Raw genomic sequence first — 15,909 nt, 5'->3', positions numbered from 1 at the left:
ACATGCCGCGAACGCTCATAAGAAAGAACCCCAGCAACTTCAAGACACTGCCGCTGCACGTCGAAGCAACCCCCGAAGGCTTGAGCTACCAGAGCGTCGGCATGCCGCTCAACTTCGCCCAGACCCTGCAACGGCGCAAGCCGGTGGAGGTGAAAGACACCGAGCGTTTCGTGCTGGAGCTGGCCAACCTTGGGGTCTCGGTGCGCCTGACGCTGCACTGGCAGAACCGCGATTACTGGGTGCTGGTGCGCCAGCGCCGACAAGACCGTGGCGACGTCGTGCTCAAGCTGATCTCCGGCTATGTGCCGGCCCACGAACTGAACCTGCCACTGCACACCGCCATCCAGGAAATCGCCGAGGAATGCCTGCTGGAAACCCCGGAAGGCTGGCTGGGCGGTCGTTTCAATGACACCTGGCTGCCGGCGCCCTACTCGTCGGCCCTGCACTACCGCGAAGCGTTGCCGTTCCGTCTCTCACCGCTGTCCGGGGCCGCGCGCCCGGTGCGCTGCGCCACCATGCAATTGATTGAACGGCCACGCGCCTACGTGCACCTGCCCACGGCTTCGCTGCAGTTGATTTATGACTTGCGCCTGGAAGTGCCCAAGGAGGCGAAGTCCCTGAGCCTGTTTCATGTGGACGAGCGCCTGGAGGGCGACCAATTGGTGGCCCGCCTGGACCGCCAGCGCCCGGACCTGTACCTGATGCCGCTGAAGGACGGGCAGCCGTGTGCGGAGCTGTATACCTTGAAGAAGGATCAGCTGTATCCGGCGAGTACGCGAGGGTTGTATCTGGCTGAAAGCTTTGCCCAGCAGGAAGGCTGGATCGTGCGGGATGAGCGGATCCGCTGGAAGGACTGGCTGCGCCAGCAAGGGCTGAGTGCACCGGAGAAAGAATCGAAATTGAAGCGCTTGACGGGTAAGGCGCGGCAGATCTTGCGCAAGATCGTGCCGAAGAAAAAAGCCAACCCGTAACCGGACATCAGGTCGCGGCGGTCAAATGTGGGAGCGGGCTTGCTCGCGAATGCGGTGTATCAGTCACTGCATCTGCCAGCTGACCCACCGCTTTCGCGAGCAAGCCCGCTCCCACACGAGCCCGCTCCCACCATCAGTTATTGCGGATCTTCTCGACAATCGCCGTGGTCGAGCTGTTTTCCACCAACCCCAGCACTTTGACCTTGCCACCGTAGGCACTGACGATATCGGCACCCACCACCTGGTCGACGGAATAATCACCGCCCTTGACCAGCACGTCCGGCTTGACCTGGGCCAGCAGGTTTTCCGGGGTCGCCTCGGCAAAGCTGATCACCCAGTCCACCGCACCCAAACCTGCCAGCACCGCCATGCGACGGTCGACACTGTTGATCGGCCGGCCTGGCCCCTTGAGGCGGCTGACCGACGCATCATCGTTGACTGCCACGATCAAGCGATCGCCCTGGGCCCGCGCCTGCTCCAGGTAGGTCACGTGACCGGCGTGGAGGATGTCGAAGCAACCGTTGGTGAAGACAATGCTCTCGTTATGGGCACGGGCATCGTCAATCGCCAGCAACAGTTGCTCAAGGCTCAACACGCCGCGCTCCGAGCCTTCGGATCGCTGGATGGCGCGGCGCAGCTCAGGTGCACTGATGGCCGCCGTACCGAGCTTGCCGACCACGATACCTGCTGCCAGGTTGGCCAGGGCCACCGCATGGGGAAGTTCCTCGCCCGCCGCAATTGCCGCGGCCAGGGTGGAAATCACGGTGTCACCGGCACCGGTCACGTCGAACACTTCACGGGCCCGCGCCGGCAGGTGCATGGCCGGGTGATCAGGACGCAGCAAGGTCATGCCGTGTTCGCCACGGGTCACCAGCAAGGCACCCAGGTCGAGGTCGGCCATGAGTTGGGCGCCCTTGGTCACCAGCTCGTGCTCATCGACACAACCGCCGACGATGGTTTCAAATTCGCTGAGGTTCGGCGTGATCAGGCTGGCGCCCCGATAAATCGAGAAGTCCTTGCCCTTGGGATCTGCCAGCACCGGAATGCCCCGGGCCTTGGCGGCCTGGATCAGTACCTGATGGTTTTTCAAGGCGCCTTTCCCGTAGTCGGACAGCACCAGCACCTTGATGCCTTCGAGCATCTCGTCGACCTGGGCGCTGAGCACCAGGGCGTCGGTGGCGAAGGGTTCTTCAAAATCGATACGCAGCAATTGCTGGTGCCGGCTCATGACCCGCAGCTTGACGATGGTCGGCTGGTGGGGAATACGCTGGAACAGCGCACGCACACCCGCACCCTTCAGGCTGTTGGCCAGGCTGTCGGCAGCCTCGTCGTCGCCGGTCACACCCACGAGGGATGCCGGGGCGCCGAGGGCGGCAATATTGAGGGCAACGTTGGCAGCGCCACCTGGACGGTCTTCGATTTGCTCGACCTTGACTACCGGTACCGGTGCCTCAGGGGAAATCCGTGAGGTACCGCCATGCCAGTAACGGTCGAGCATGACATCGCCGACCACCAAGACAGGGGCTTGATCGAATCGCGGCATGGACAACTTCATGGAGCAACCCACATACAAAATGAACAGGGGCGCGATATTACCACAGGGTTGTCAAAGGCTTGTGCAATGTAGGAGCCGGCTTGCCGGCGATGCGGCCACCGCGGTTTTTCAGTGCAACCGCGGTGGCCATCGCCGGCAAGCCGGCTCCTGCAGATCAGGTGATGTCGGCCGGGATCGGCGCGTCCAGGCCCATGGCATGCAGCCGGGCGTAGTAACCGTTTTGCGCCAGCAATTCGCCGTGGGTACCGCGCTCGACTATCCGGCCATCGTCCATCACCAGGATCAGGTCGGCTTTCTCGATGGTCGACAGGCGGTGAGCGATCACCAGGGTCGTGCGGCCTTGCATGACCTTGTCCAGGGCGGCCTGGATATGGCGCTCCGATTCGGTGTCCAGCGCCGAGGTGGCCTCGTCGAGGATCAGCAATGGCGCGTTCTTGAGCAAGGCCCGGGCGATTGCCAGGCGCTGGCGCTGGCCGCCGGACAGCAGCACGCCGTTTTCGCCGACCTGGGTGTCGAAGCCCTTGGGCAACTGGTCGATGAAGTCCTTGGCATAGGCATCGGCCGCTGCCGCCTCGACATCGGCCCGCGGTGCGCCGGCCAGGTCACCGTAGGCGATGTTGTTGGTCACCGTGTCGCTGAACAGGGTCACATGCTGGGTCACCTGGGCGATGTGCCGACGCAGGTTGAGCAGGCGATAGTCTTCGATTTCCACGCCGTCGAGCAGGATCTCACCGCTCTCATGGTGGTAGAAACGCGGGATCAGGCTGGCCAGTGTCGACTTGCCGCTACCCGAACGCCCCACCAGGGCAACCATCTGCCCGGGCTCTGCGGTAAAAGTGATGTCCTTGAGCACATGACGCTCGGTGCCCGGGTAGGTGAAGTTCAGGTTGCGCACTTCCAGGCGGCCGCTGACCTTGTCGCGCTCGATGGTGCCGCGATCGATTTCCACGTCTTCGTCCAACTGCTCGAAAATACTTTCGGCACCGGCCACGCCTTTCTGGATGGTCGAGCTGACTTCGGACAGCTGGCGGATTGGCTTGGGCAACAGGCCGGCCAACGTGATGTAGGCCACCATGTCACCCGCCGACGCATCACCGCGAAGGTACAGGACCAGGAACATCAACACTGCCATGGCGCTGTAGATCACCAGTTGCAGCGCCGGCGTATAGATCGCGCCGGTGCGGGTCATGCGCAGTTGCTTGTTGGTGTTGCTCAGGCTGGCCTTGAGGAAGCGCTTCTGCTCATACACCTCACCGCCGAAGCTGCGCACCACGCGGTAGCCCTGGATGGTTTCCGAGGCAACGTGGGTGACGTCACCCATCGCAACCTGGATCTTCTTGCTCTGCTTGCGGAATTTCTTGCTTGCGGTGCTGACCATCACGGCAATCAACGGCAGGATGGCGATCATCACCAGGGTCAGCCGCCAGTTCATGAACAGCAGCGAGGCGAACAGGAAGATCACCGTCATGCCTTCGCGAATCACCACCTTGATGGCATCGGTCGCAGCACCGGTGACCATGGTCACGTTGAAGGTGATGCGGGAGATCAGGTGCCCGGAGTTGTGATTGTCGAAATAGCGGTTCGGCAGGGTCAGCAGGTTGTTGAACAACTGCACCCGCAGGTCGTGGACCAGGCCCAGGGAAACCTTGGCCAGCAGGTAGTTGCCCAGGAACGAACCGAGGCCCTGCCACGCGGCGATCAGGATGATCAGCAACGGCACGGCCTGCAGCAGTTGCAGGTCACGCAGGAAAGGCACCGTGGGGAACAACACCGCTTCAGGGTTGGACAGGCCATCGACAAAGTACTTGAGGATGTAGCCCAGCATCGGCTGGGTCGAAGCGAAAATCAGAAAGCCGACGATACTCAGCGCGAACAAGCCGGCATAGGGCTTAACGTAGCTGAGCAGGCGGAAGTATATTTTCAAGCTCGAAGGGCTTGCGCTCGGACTGGAGTCGGTCATATCACGCGGCGGTTTTGAAAAAGGAGGCTGACTTTAGCACAGCTTCTCTGTTGTACTTGCACGCGGCACAACCGCAGCCCCGTTGGATCCAACGGACGACATTATATAGCCACTACTTTAGTATGGTCGGCTTTCTTTATTCTGGAACGGCTTTTCTGTATGCACTCCAAGCGCCTTACCTATGGCTCAAATCGCGTTTTCGACTTCCTCTGTTTGTGGATTCTGCCCATCGGCTTGTTGTTGCTCCTGAGTTCGCTGTTCTTCGTCACCAATCGAAACGTGCTGCACAGGTTCTACTACCTGCTGTTCGCAGCGCCGACACTGTTGCTGCTGTGCCTGCGCCCGACGGAATTCAAGCAGGTATTGCGCGAGCCCCTGGCGATTGCCTTCCTGGTTTTCTCGGGCTGGGCGCTCACCAGCCTGCTCTGGAGCCCTGAGGCCACGACAGACTCCGACCTGTTCAAGCGGCCACCGAATACCTTCACGTTGTTTGTCGGCTTAGGACTGTTGCTGCATTACCGCAGCGAACTGTTCAAGCCGATCTTCTTCTGTGCCGCGCTGATTGCGCTGATATCGAGCGCCTGCAGCCTGGTGGCTTTTGCTCCCCACCTCTCGGATGGCTCGCGAATGATCGGCGGGCGTGGCGCTCTTGATAATCCGCTGCTGAGCTCTCACGTATTCGGATTCTTCTGCATTTACTGGCTGTACGTATGCATGACCACCAAGCGTGCGCACGTACTCTGGTTCAGCGTTCCGGCACTGGCAATCATGGGCGCTGCAGTGATGGCCACCGGCTCGAGAACGCCGCTGGTTGCCCTGCTCCTTGCCGTGCTCTGGCTAAGTTTCATCACTCGCAATCGGCGCTCGGCCCTGCTGATCGCCTGTATGGCGCTGGGGGCCGCGGCGCTGCTGCTGCTCTATCCCGAACTGATCACCAATCGTGGCAGCTCGTCCCGCTTCGAACTCTGGAGCATGTCGCTTGAGCGTATTGCCGAACACCCCTGGATCGGCCACAGCTACGACTCAGAGTTGTACCTGACACTCGCCGACGGCAATCAACTGCGCGAACCCCACAGCTTTGCCCTCGGCGTGCTCTATTACGTCGGCATCATCGGCTTCATCCCGTGGATATTCATGCTCGGCTGGGGCCTGTACAAAAGCCTCAAGGAACGTGCGCAGCCATTGTTCATCCTGGCCTCCTCCCTGCTGGCCTATGGCATCGGTGCCGGCCTGACCGAAGGCGGCGGCATTCTCTCGCGACCAAAAGAGCACTGGTTCCTGCTGTGGATCCCGCTGGCACTGATCGCCGGCCTGAGCATCGCCCAGCGTCGCCGCAGCCTGCTGCGCATGCCGGTTCAACGCCTGAAATCGCAAGACTTCGAACAGCTGTGCGCCAACGCCCACGTGATCGAAGCCGATGGCCTGGGGCCCAAGGTCCTGCGCCTGGAGGATGGCAGCTTCCTCAAGCTGTTCCGCCCTCGTCGCTGGTACACCTCAGGCAGCTTCAATCCCTATTCAGAGCGCTTTGCCAGCAACAGCGAGCAACTGCGTGCATTGGGGATTCCATCACCGGTCATCCTCAATCTCTATCAATTAAAGGATGCGAGCAGCGCCGTACGTTATCAGCCGCTCCCCGGCCTGACCCTGCGCCAGGCCCTGCAAAGCCTGGACAGCAGCCTGCGGGAATCGCTGATCGAACGTTTCGGCCGGTTCATGGCCCAGCTCCACGAGCGCGGCGTGTACTTCCGCTCCCTGCACCTGGGCAACGTACTTTTGATGGATGATGGCGAGTTCGGCCTGATTGACGTGGCAGACATGCGCATCTACCCATCGCCGCTGCGTAACGCCCTGCGCCAGCGCAACCTGCGGCACATGCAGCGTTATCCCCAGGACCGCAACTGGTTGTTCGAAACCCACTTTGAGCAACTCGCCGCTGGCTACGCTTCGGCTGCATCGCCAAGCGCCACGGCGAAGATCCGTGACCAGGTGTCCAGGCTCAATCGTCCGGTTGCGCAGGTAGCGAACCCGGCCAAGTGATGGTTTGAAGCGCCGGGGTTGCAGGCCCCGGGCCATTGAGGTGAACGCAATGGCCCGGCCGAAGCCCTATGAGCTGCGCTGCGGCGCCAGGTACAGCCGCACCAACCCACGCAAGGTCTTGCGACCCCAGAACTTCAACGGAATCTGCTTGAGGATCTCCCGCGCCAGTGGGCGGTCACGGTCGGCGGTCTTGAGGAACATCGAGTTCAGGAAGTTGTAGCGAACCTGATCGTAGGCGGGATGATCGCTGAACAACCCGTAGGTCTTGAGGATGTTCTGGATCATGTAGCGGTGATTCTTGTAGGTGTTGGTCGCGTGCTGGCGATAGCGCGCCATCACCACGTTCAACACGTCGATGGTGTACCCGGCGTGGGTGATCTTCAATTCGATCAGCAAGTCTTCCAGCGGAATCAGCGGATCGAACCCTCCGACCTCTTCCAGCGCCTGCCGACGGATCATCAGCGTCGGTGCCGGCGGAAAGGGCTTGCGATCGAGGAACAGGTCATCGAAATCCAGGCTGCGAAACGCCAAGTCGCGGCGCTGCTTCTTCTCCGGGTATGGCTTGCCGTCCCCATCAATCAACTCGATATTGCCGGCGCAAATACCCACCTTCGGCTTGCCTTCCATGTAGGCAACCTGGGTGGCGATGCGCTCGGGCAGCATGATGTCATCGGAGCCGAATGGCGCGATCAGGCTGCCTTTGGCGCGAGCGATGGCACCGTTCAGGGTATTGGTCAGGCCCTGGTTCTGCTGCACCTGGAAATCAAACCCGTGTTCGGCCTGCAAGCGCTGGATGCGCTCCACGCTGTCATCCTTGGAACCGTCGTCCACCACCAGTAATTCGATATTGGCGTAGGTCTGGCCGAGCACACTGAGAATGCTCTGCTCGATGTACGGCCCGTGGTTGTAGGAGGCGATGATCACAGTGACCAGGGGTTGCTGCAGACTCATGCTTTACCTACTTCACGCAGACCGGTTTCGATCAGGTTCAAATACTTGTGCCGGAACTCGTCCAAGGTGTGGTTTTCTTCCAGGTAGCGGAACACTTGCTCACCCTTGGCACGCAGCTCTTCGTCGCTCAGCGCCAGGTAAGTGTCCAGTGCTGCCGCCAACTGCTCGACATTGCCCGGATCATGGGAGAGGCCGCCGGCACCTTGCACCAACGGCAGCATCGCCGGGCCATTGGAGGCGATGACCGGCAAATGGCCGCTCATGCCTTCCAGCAGCGCCAGGCCCAGGCCTTCGAACAACGACGGCATGGTCCAGATGTCGAAACCGCGCACATACTTCATGCCATCTTCGCGAAAGCCCAGCAGGTGCGCACGGCCGGTCAGGCCCAGGCGCTCGATATCGGCGCGCAGGTCTGCTTCGGCGCGGCCGGAGCCGATGATCCCCACCTGGGCCTCAGGGTATTTGTCCTTGAGGGTGGCGAACGCTTGCAACAAATGGGTGTGGCCCTTGATCGGCACCAGGCGGCCCAGGGCGCCAATCATCCGTGCATCCAGCGGCAGGCCCAGGGCCTCGCGCGCTTCATCCCGTGGCAACTGCAAGGCTTCGGCCTGGGGGATGTCGATGGCATTGGTGACAAAGGTGGTGTTTTCGCGGGTGAACCCGCAGTTGAGGTCCACCAGGTAATCCCTGACCGCTGCCGACACCCCGACGAATCGCCACGCCGGGCTGACCCACTTCTGCGTCTGGCGCCGACGGTAGCCCCGGGCGTACTCGCCAAAACCGTGGGAGATGCCGATGCACAGGGGGATCTTCAACCAGCGGTTGAGCGACAGCATCATGTTCACCGACTTGAAGCGGTTACAGATGACCACGTCGAATTTCTGCTCGCGGCAATATTTGTAGATCTGCCACATCGCGCCGAAACGAATGCCCTTGAGGGACTTTTCCGGCAACTCGAAATAATGGGAGTGCTCAGCCACGCTCAGGGGCTGGCCGGGCAGCGGGCGGCCGCTGAGGAACCCGGATGTGACCTCGAAACGTTCAGCCGGCAAGGCCTTGACGATCTGCTCGCCGAGGTCGGCGAAGTCGTGGGTCTTGACGTTGTAGTCCGGCTGTAACTGCAAAACCTTGAAACGAGGTTTCATAACTCTCCATGCTGCAATCTGGCTGCGGGCGCGCAGCCCGGCGAAAAGGGGCGGCAGGCGCTGCAAGCCTGCCTTCAATAAGGTCTCAATCCTGCTTCAACACCCAGAGCAACTCATGACGGCGCACCGCCTTGCGGAAGAACTCATTCTCTCCGTAAGGCGATGGACTACGGCCCGCCAGTAATTGCTGCAACCACCTGCGCACGCGTCGCTTGAACGGCGCCCGCGGCTGCAAGTCGTGCATCATGCCCAGGGCCATGGCCTTGTCCCGCTGCTGGCTCAGCGTCAGCGGCAAGCTGCAAGGCACAAGTTCACGGGAGGCATCAAAACGCGGCGGCAAGGCCACGCCAGCGCCCGAATCACCCATGGGCCAACGATCGTTATCATGCAGGTGGTTGGCGTAGCCGAGCAACGTGCCCGGTTGCCACTCCAGGCCTTGCAAGGCTTCGAGAATCGCGGCGTGGGCGCAGATGTGATCCGGGTGCGGATCCAGCAACGGCGTCGGCAACACGATCACCTGCGGGCGCGCCTTGAGCAGCAATGCCCGCAGGTCGGCAATCAGGTTATTCCAGGTCGGGGCGCCGTCCACATCCCCGGGCAAGGCCAGGGCATTGAACTGGCGAAACAGCCGCGTATCGTCCAACTGAGCTTCCCGGGAAGCCTGGGGCTGATCCGGTGCGGCCTGCATCGCTGCAAGCTGCATGCAGAAGTACCCCAACTGCACGCACTGCGCTTCGGGAACGCCCGCCCAACGCGGCACGGTGACGCTGTCCCAGGCACGCAGGCGGCCTTTGAGTCGTGCGGCATCGGCCTTGGGCATGCCCATCTGCTGATAGTGATCGGCTTCGATTTCGCCCGCTGTAACGGTGACGATCCAGCTCTCATCGGCCTGGCTGTAAAGGCTGAAGGCAGCCAGTTCGGCATCGTCGGCATGGGGAGCAATGACCATCACGCGCTGGCGACGGTAATCCGGCTGGCGGAACAACCAGAGCGTAGGCTGCCCCTTGATCCGGCAGAAGCGCCCGCGCAAGCGCATCTTACCGCTGGCCAGCGCTTCGCCCATGCCTGTCAGGTTGAGGTAGCGCCGTCCTGCCCCCCCCCGCTCGAAGACTTGCCGGTCTGGTGCATCCAGGCCCGATAACTCCACCGCAGGATCGAGAAAACGCCCGAGCCAAGAGCTTTTGAGTTCAACCCCGACGATCAGGGTTTCATCACCCACCAGAGGCGTGTCCAACAGCAGGCGCCCGGCTTCAAGACGCAGGCCCGTGCACTCGCTCCCTTCAGGAAACGCGTACTCATAGTCGTCTTTAGGCGAGTAGAACAGATGATCGGCAAACCAGGCCTCATGCGCGGCCCACAGCACCACGGCCAGCACCAGTGGCAACCACCAGGCCACCAGCACACCGACAGCCACCAATAGCAACAGACCCACCAACAGCGCAATACGCTTGTTGCGCCGGTGCTGCTTGAGCAATTGCTGTTTGCGACTCATACGCTGAACACCGGCACCGGGTTGCACCAGCGCTCCTTGTATTCACGGTCGGAACGCCCGAAGGAGAAACGCAGCGGCTTGTCGCTCGCCCGCGCTTGCTCCCAGGCACTTTGGGTATTGAGGAAGCTCAGCACGCTGCCGGGGCTGAACGTCTTGGTTTCAGGGTCGACACCGCCGTTGACGTATTCGGCGCTGACCCACTGCGGCGCCTGCACCTGATACACCAGTTGCACGGCAATCGCCGCGTCATTGAGAAACAGCACCGAGCCGAAAAGGAATTCCTTGAGCAACTCCAGCACCTCGGCCAAACGCTCGGCACCTGCGGCCGGGAAGCCCCAACGCCGCTGGAACAGGTCGCAATAAATCGCCGCCAGTTCGCTGCTGGAAAACTCGCCGACCGCCCGCACCACGCCGCCCGCCTCTTCCAGCAAACGCAGTTCGCGGCGCTGGTTGTAGCGAAACTTCTTCGACAGCTCTTCCGGTGTGCGCGCCATGGCCAACTGCTCGGCCTGGGGCCTGAGGGTGCTCACGCGCCCTTCATTCAATGCAGAGAGATAACGCGCGCGATGGCGCAACGGCACCTGCGCATCGGCGGCAATCGGCAGGATGATCTCGGCGTTACCCAGATCAAACAGGCCTTTTTTGCCTTTGCGCTTGAGCACGTCCTTGGACAGGGCCAGGTCGCGCCCCCAGGTAGCAATTGCGCCCTTCAGCTCACCGTCCTGCTCCCAGCCCAGGTAGCGCACCGGAATCTGCGCCAGGTGCGCCAGCCGCTCGACGATCTGCGGATGAGTCGCCACGCTGCCGCCAAAACGCTGCCAGGCCTGGGCGTAAACCTCGGCCTCGACAGGCGTCCAGCCACGTTCACGCCAGCCCTGGAAGCGGTTCAGCATTTAGACCACGGCGTCATAAGGGTCCACGCCGTCCTTGACCACGAGGATGTCTTCCATGATCAGGTACTGCAGGTCGGAACCGAAGAACATGTTCAGCGCATCAGTCGGCGAGCAGATCATCGCTTCGCCACGACGGTTGAGCGAGGTGTTCAGCGACACACCATTGCCGGTCAGTACTTCCAGTTCTTTCATCATGTCGTAGTAGCGCGGGTTGTATTCGCGCTTGAGCACCTGGGCACGGGAGGTACCATCTTCATGGACCACTTCCGGCACGCGGGTTTTCCACTCTTCCGACACTTCAAAAGTGAAGGTCATGAACGGCGCCGGGTGATCGACCTTGATCATCTGTGGCGCAACGGTGTCGAGCATCGACGGGCAGAAAGGCCTCCAGCGCTCGCGGAACTTTATCTGGTGGTTGATCCGGTCAGCCACGCCGGTGGCGCTTGGGCAACCGATGATCGAACGACCGCCCAGGGCACGCGGGCCAAACTCCATGCGGCCCTGGAACCAGGCCACCGGGTTGCCGTCGACCATGATCCTGGCGATGCGCTTGGGCATGTTTTCAATCTTGCGCCAAACCGGCTTGCTCTCGTGCTTGGCGCACGCCGCGATCACGTCTTCGTTGCTGTAGGACGGGCCGAGATAGACGTGTTCCATCTTCTCAACCGGTACGCCACGGGCGTGAGACACGTAGGCGGCTGCACCCACCGCAGTACCGGCATCGCCGGACGCCGGCTGCACGAACAGCTCCTTGACGTCGTCGCGGGCAATGATCTTCTGGTTCAGCTTGACGTTCAGCGCACAGCCGCCGGCAAACGCCAGCTTGCCGGTGTCTTTGAGGATGTCGCCCAGGTAATGGTCGATCATCTGCAACGCCAGCTTCTCGAACAGCGCCTGCATGCTGGCCGCGTAGTGGATGTACGGCTCGTCGGCGATATCGCCTTCGCGCTTCGGACCCAGCCACTCGATCAGTTTTGGCGAGAAGTAGAAACCCTTGCCCTTCTCTTTGTAGCGGCGCAGGCCGATGACGTTGGCGTAGTCGGTGTTGATCACCAGCTCGCCGTTTTCAAAGGAGGCCAGGCGCGAGAAATCGTACTTGCTGGCATCGCCATACGGCGCCATGCCCATGACCTTGAACTCACCGTCGAGCATCTCGAAACCGAGGAACTCGGTGATCGCGCCATACAGGCCGCCGAGGGAGTCCGGATCGTAGAATTCCTTGATCTTGTGGATCTTGCCGTTTTCGCCGTAGCCGAAGAAGGTGGTGGCGTACTCGCCCTTGCCGTCGATCCCGAGGATCGCGGTCTTCTCCTGGAAGCCCGAGCAATGGTAGGCACTGGAGGCGTGAGCCAGGTGGTGTTCAACCGGTTCGATCTTGATTTTCTTCGGATCGAAGCCCAGTTGCTCCAGGCACCAGACGATCTTGTTGCGATAGCGCTTGTAGCGACGGTTGCCCATCAGGATCGCGTCGAGGGCGCGGTCCGGGGCGTACCAGTAACGCTTGGCGTAGTGCCAGCGGGCCTCGCCGAACAGGCTGATGGGGGCGAACGGAATCGCCACCACATCAACGTCGGAAGGCTTGATACCGGCTTGTTCCAGGCAGAACTTCGCCGACTCGTAGGGCATGCGGTTCTTTGCATGTTTGTCGCGTACGAAGCGCTCTTCTTCGGCGGCCGCGATCAGCTTGCCGTCGATGTACAAGGCTGCGGAAGGATCATGGCTAAGGGCGCCGGACAGGCCAAGAATCGTCAATGCCACAGGGGTCTAGCCTCTTTTAGTCTGCATGCAGGCGCGTCACGCCTGAAAAAAGTGTGCTCCCCGCCTGGGCGAGAAACAGCTAAAGGGCGGGATTATAGCGTAAACACGGCGCGGGATGATCTAGGGATTGTGGCGACCGGTTGTCACTGCAGGCCTAGCGGAAAATCTCGATGCTGCCGTCCTTGTTCTGGCGGTAGACCGTGTAGGGCAGCACGAGGGTGTCGAGCAAGCCGGAGGCCACGAGCTCGGCGGCGAAGATCGGCAGGGAGCCGGAGGCATCGCGCGTGTGCTCTTTGGTGGTGTCGGGCGCGCCGTTCAAGGTGCAGAAACCATAGATCACCCCACTGTAGATACGCGGCACGTTTTCACAATAACTGCGCGATTCCTTGAGGTTCTGGCTGGCAACGGCGTCCGGGCGAAACACCGTGTTGATGGTGCCGCAACCGGTGGTGGATACCAGTACAGCGGCGAGAAGGACTCTGGTTGCAAGACTCACGGACAACTCCATTTGGCATAAGTGTGGGCATTCATCCCTGCCCCATACAACCTTGCCGGATCCGTTTATGAACCCGGGCGCCAATAGATACTGATGTTGCCATCGGTACCTTGCTTGTAGACCGTATAGGGCAGGACCACTGTATCAACAATGCCCGAGACCGTTATATCCAATAGAACGAATGGCATCAGCACGCCAGTGAGGTCCGGCGCGGCGTGCAGCAGGCAGAAATCAAAGGCAACCCCGCTGTAGACACGGGGAATCGACTGGCAGTAGGTTTTTTGCTTCCTGAGTTCACGTGCCGCCGCCGCGTCTTCGCGCAACAGCGTATTGGCCGTTCCGCAGCCGCTCAACACAAGGATTCCAATGCTTAGCGCAGCAGTCATTTTTAGCGTCATGGCAACCCCTCTGAATGGCCAGCAACGCTAACATCGGCCCTGTTGGTGACCCAGACCCCACGCACCGCCGCGCCATGTAAGAAGATTCCGAAATGGCAAAAGCTGGCTGAATCGTTAAACTCGCGCACTTTTGTGCGCCATGGATGCTGGTTTACTCATGAAAGTTGTTGTACCCACTCGATTTGCGATGCTGCTTCCCGGACTGCTTGGCCTGTACAGCAGCGCTCAGGCCGATGAAGCGCCACTGGTCCTGGACCCCAGCGTGGTCACCGGTTCGCGCAGTGCCAGCCCGTCGTTTGACCTGCCGTATTCGGTGGACAGCATCAGCCGTGAGCAAATCAGCGATGGCCAACTGGGCATCAATGCTTCAGAGGCACTGTCCCGCGTGCCCGGCCTGGTGGTTCAAAATCGCCAGAACTACGCCCAGGACTTGCAGATTTCCTCCCGTGGCTTCGGTGCCCGCTCGGCATTTGGTGTGCGCGGTATCAAGCTGATCGCCGACGGCATACCCGCCAGCACCCCGGACGGTCAGGGCCAGGCGGCGACGTTCAACCTCGACACCGCCGAGCGCATCGAAGTCCTGCGCGGCCCGGCCGCCACGCTGTATGGCAGCAATGCCGGCGGCGTGATCCAGATGTTCTCCCGCAACGGCGAAGGCCCGCCGCGCATCGGTGCCGAGACGCTGGTGGGCAGTGACGGCCTGAGCAAGAACCACCTCACCGCCGAAGGCGCGGCAGACGGCGCAGGCTTCGTGCTGGACGCCTCGCGCATGGACACCGACGGTTATCGCGACCACAGCAGCGCCCGCCGCGACCAGACCTTTGCCAAGCTCAATTTCGAGCCCGATGAAGACAGCAAACTGGCGCTGATCTACAGCAGCCTGGAACAGAACGGCACGCAGGATCCGCTGGGGCAGGCGTGGGATGCGTACAAGGCCGACCCGCGCTCGGTCAGCAGCGCCGCCGAGCTGTACAACACCCGCAAAAGCATCGACCACCAGCAACTGGGGATGAATTACGAGCGGTATTTCGGTGACGCCACACTGCAGGTGAATGCCTATACCGGGCGACGGAGCGTGATTCAGTACCTGTCGATTCCCAAGGGAACGCCCGCCAACGAACGCGGCGGCGGCGTGGTGCAGTTCGACCGCAAGTTCTACGGCGGCTCCGTGCGCTGGATGCAACCGGTCGACAGCGTGCCGGGCGAGCTGATGATCATCACCGGCCTGGATTTCGACCAGAGCGAAGACAGCCGCCACGGCTACCAGAATTACAGCGGCAACACCCTTGGCGTAAAAGGCCAGTTGCGCCGGGATGAAATCGACACCGCCCGCAGCCTCGACCCCTACATCCAGGCCAACTGGGCCATCAATCGCTGGACCCTGCAAGCCGGGGTACGCCACAGCACCATGGAACTGGATGTCGACGACCAGTTCCTGAGCAACGGCGACTCCAGCGGCAACAAGACCTATCAGAAGAACACACCGTCCGTGAGCGTGATGTACGCCTTCACGCCCGACCTGCACGGCTACGTCAGTGCCGGCAAGGGGTTCGAGACGCCAACCCAGGCGGAACTGGCGTACGCGCCGGGCAACATCGAAGGGTTCAACTTCGGCCTGAAGCCGTCGGAAAGCACGCAGTATGAAGTGGGCGTGAAGGCACAGTTGAACGACACCCGGGTCAACGCCGCTGTCTTCCAGATCACCACCGAGGACGAGCTGGTGGTGGACCAATCGATCGGCGGCCGCACCAGCTACCAGAACGCCGGCCGCACCCTGCGCCGTGGCTTCGAGCTGGGCATCGAAAGCCAGCTCAGCGAGCAGTGGAGCACCAACATCGCCTACACCCGCCTGCAAGCCACCTACGACAGCGACTTCATTGGCGGCGGCAAACCGGTGGACAAAGGCAACTACCTCCCCGGTGTGCCACAAACCACACTATTCGCAGAGCTCAACTGGAAACCCCGGGACTGGGTCAGCACCGCCGTGGAAGGCATGTACCGCAGCAAGGTCTACGTCGAAGACACCAACCAGCAACACGCGGCACCGGGCTACAGCGTATTCAACTGGCGCGCGCGGTTTGAGCAGAAGGTGGAGCACTGGACCTTTCACCAGACCTTGCGCCTGGATAACTTGCTGGATCGCCAGTACGTAGGGTCGGTCATCGTCGGAGACGGCAACGGCCGCTATTACGAAGCAGCGCCGGGACGCTCCTGGTACGCCGGCGCAGGCGCCGAGTACACATTTTAGAAACT

The 15,909-nt window shown here is 61.4% G+C and carries 12 protein-coding genes; 3 read left to right on the top strand and 9 right to left on the bottom strand.

The features are described from left to right. The first annotated feature begins 2 nt into the window (after nucleotides 1–2). A complete protein-coding gene (locus HX869_RS06510; protein ID WP_003209488.1) occupies nucleotides 3–971 on the top strand; it encodes a hypothetical protein in 969 nt (322 codons plus the stop codon). A 133-nt stretch (nucleotides 972–1,104) separates the two neighbouring features. Here the strand turns inward: HX869_RS06510 and hldE are convergent, their stop codons facing one another. Further along, nucleotides 1,105–2,526 (bottom strand): bifunctional D-glycero-beta-D-manno-heptose-7-phosphate kinase/D-glycero-beta-D-manno-heptose 1-phosphate adenylyltransferase HldE, encoded by a 1,422-nt coding sequence (hldE, locus tag HX869_RS06505; RefSeq protein WP_003209486.1) that lies wholly within the window; start codon nucleotides 2,524–2,526, stop codon nucleotides 1,105–1,107. A gap of 154 nt (nucleotides 2,527–2,680) precedes the next feature. Next, complete coding sequence (msbA, locus tag HX869_RS06500; protein ID WP_003209481.1) at nucleotides 2,681–4,486, bottom strand: lipid A export permease/ATP-binding protein MsbA; 1,806 nt, start codon at nucleotides 4,484–4,486, stop codon at nucleotides 2,681–2,683. 159 nt (nucleotides 4,487–4,645) lie between these two features. On the opposite strand from msbA, the gene HX869_RS06495 reads away from it, so the two are divergent. Beyond that, nucleotides 4,646–6,523 (top strand): O-antigen ligase family protein, encoded by a 1,878-nt coding sequence (locus HX869_RS06495; RefSeq protein ID WP_008439137.1) that lies wholly within the window; start codon nucleotides 4,646–4,648, stop codon nucleotides 6,521–6,523. A gap of 66 nt (nucleotides 6,524–6,589) precedes the next feature. Here the strand turns inward: HX869_RS06495 and HX869_RS06490 are convergent, their stop codons facing one another. The 7 genes from HX869_RS06490 to HX869_RS06460 all read right to left on the bottom strand — a co-directional run bounded on the left by HX869_RS06490 (nucleotide 6,590) and on the right by HX869_RS06460 (nucleotide 13,656). Continuing rightward, on the bottom strand, nucleotides 6,590–7,474 hold the full coding sequence (locus HX869_RS06490) for a glycosyltransferase (RefSeq protein WP_178902888.1): 885 nt from the start codon (nucleotides 7,472–7,474) through the stop codon (nucleotides 6,590–6,592). Beyond that, nucleotides 7,471–8,619 (bottom strand): glycosyltransferase family 4 protein, encoded by a 1,149-nt coding sequence (locus HX869_RS06485; RefSeq protein ID WP_134325632.1) that lies wholly within the window; start codon nucleotides 8,617–8,619, stop codon nucleotides 7,471–7,473. Before HX869_RS06485 ends, HX869_RS06490 begins: the two co-directional genes overlap by 4 nt. 85 nt (nucleotides 8,620–8,704) lie before the next feature. Continuing rightward, nucleotides 8,705–10,111, bottom strand: a complete 1,407-nt coding sequence (locus HX869_RS06480; protein ID WP_178902887.1) for a PIG-L deacetylase family protein — start codon at nucleotides 10,109–10,111, stop codon at nucleotides 8,705–8,707. Beyond that, the gene (locus HX869_RS06475; protein WP_178902886.1) at nucleotides 10,108–11,004 is read right to left on the bottom strand and encodes a GNAT family N-acetyltransferase; all 897 of its coding nucleotides are present in this window, start codon (nucleotides 11,002–11,004) and stop codon (nucleotides 10,108–10,110) included. Before HX869_RS06475 ends, HX869_RS06480 begins: the two co-directional genes overlap by 4 nt. Continuing rightward, nucleotides 11,005–12,762 (bottom strand): carbamoyltransferase, encoded by a 1,758-nt coding sequence (locus HX869_RS06470; RefSeq protein ID WP_008439143.1) that lies wholly within the window; start codon nucleotides 12,760–12,762, stop codon nucleotides 11,005–11,007. A gap of 154 nt (nucleotides 12,763–12,916) precedes the next feature. Then, a complete protein-coding gene (locus tag HX869_RS06465; protein ID WP_102367968.1) occupies nucleotides 12,917–13,270 on the bottom strand; it encodes a YceK/YidQ family lipoprotein in 354 nt (117 codons plus the stop codon). Between the two features lie 53 nt (nucleotides 13,271–13,323). Then, nucleotides 13,324–13,656: a YceK/YidQ family lipoprotein gene (locus HX869_RS06460; RefSeq protein ID WP_010169294.1), complete on the bottom strand. Its 333-nt coding sequence runs from the start codon at nucleotides 13,654–13,656 to the stop codon at nucleotides 13,324–13,326. Nucleotides 13,657–13,813: 157 nt separating this feature from the next. Between HX869_RS06460 and HX869_RS06455 the strand changes: the two genes are divergently transcribed. Continuing rightward, nucleotides 13,814–15,904 (top strand): TonB-dependent receptor, encoded by a 2,091-nt coding sequence (locus HX869_RS06455; RefSeq protein WP_032899860.1) that lies wholly within the window; start codon nucleotides 13,814–13,816, stop codon nucleotides 15,902–15,904. Nucleotides 15,905–15,909 lie beyond the last annotated feature (5 nt).

The sequence above is a fragment of the Pseudomonas sp. P7779 genome, assembly GCF_013386315.1.
Classification (GTDB): domain Bacteria; phylum Pseudomonadota; class Gammaproteobacteria; order Pseudomonadales; family Pseudomonadaceae; genus Aquipseudomonas.
The sequence above is the reverse complement of the archived record's forward strand: the minus strand, read 5'-3'. Positions and strand labels throughout refer to the sequence as shown.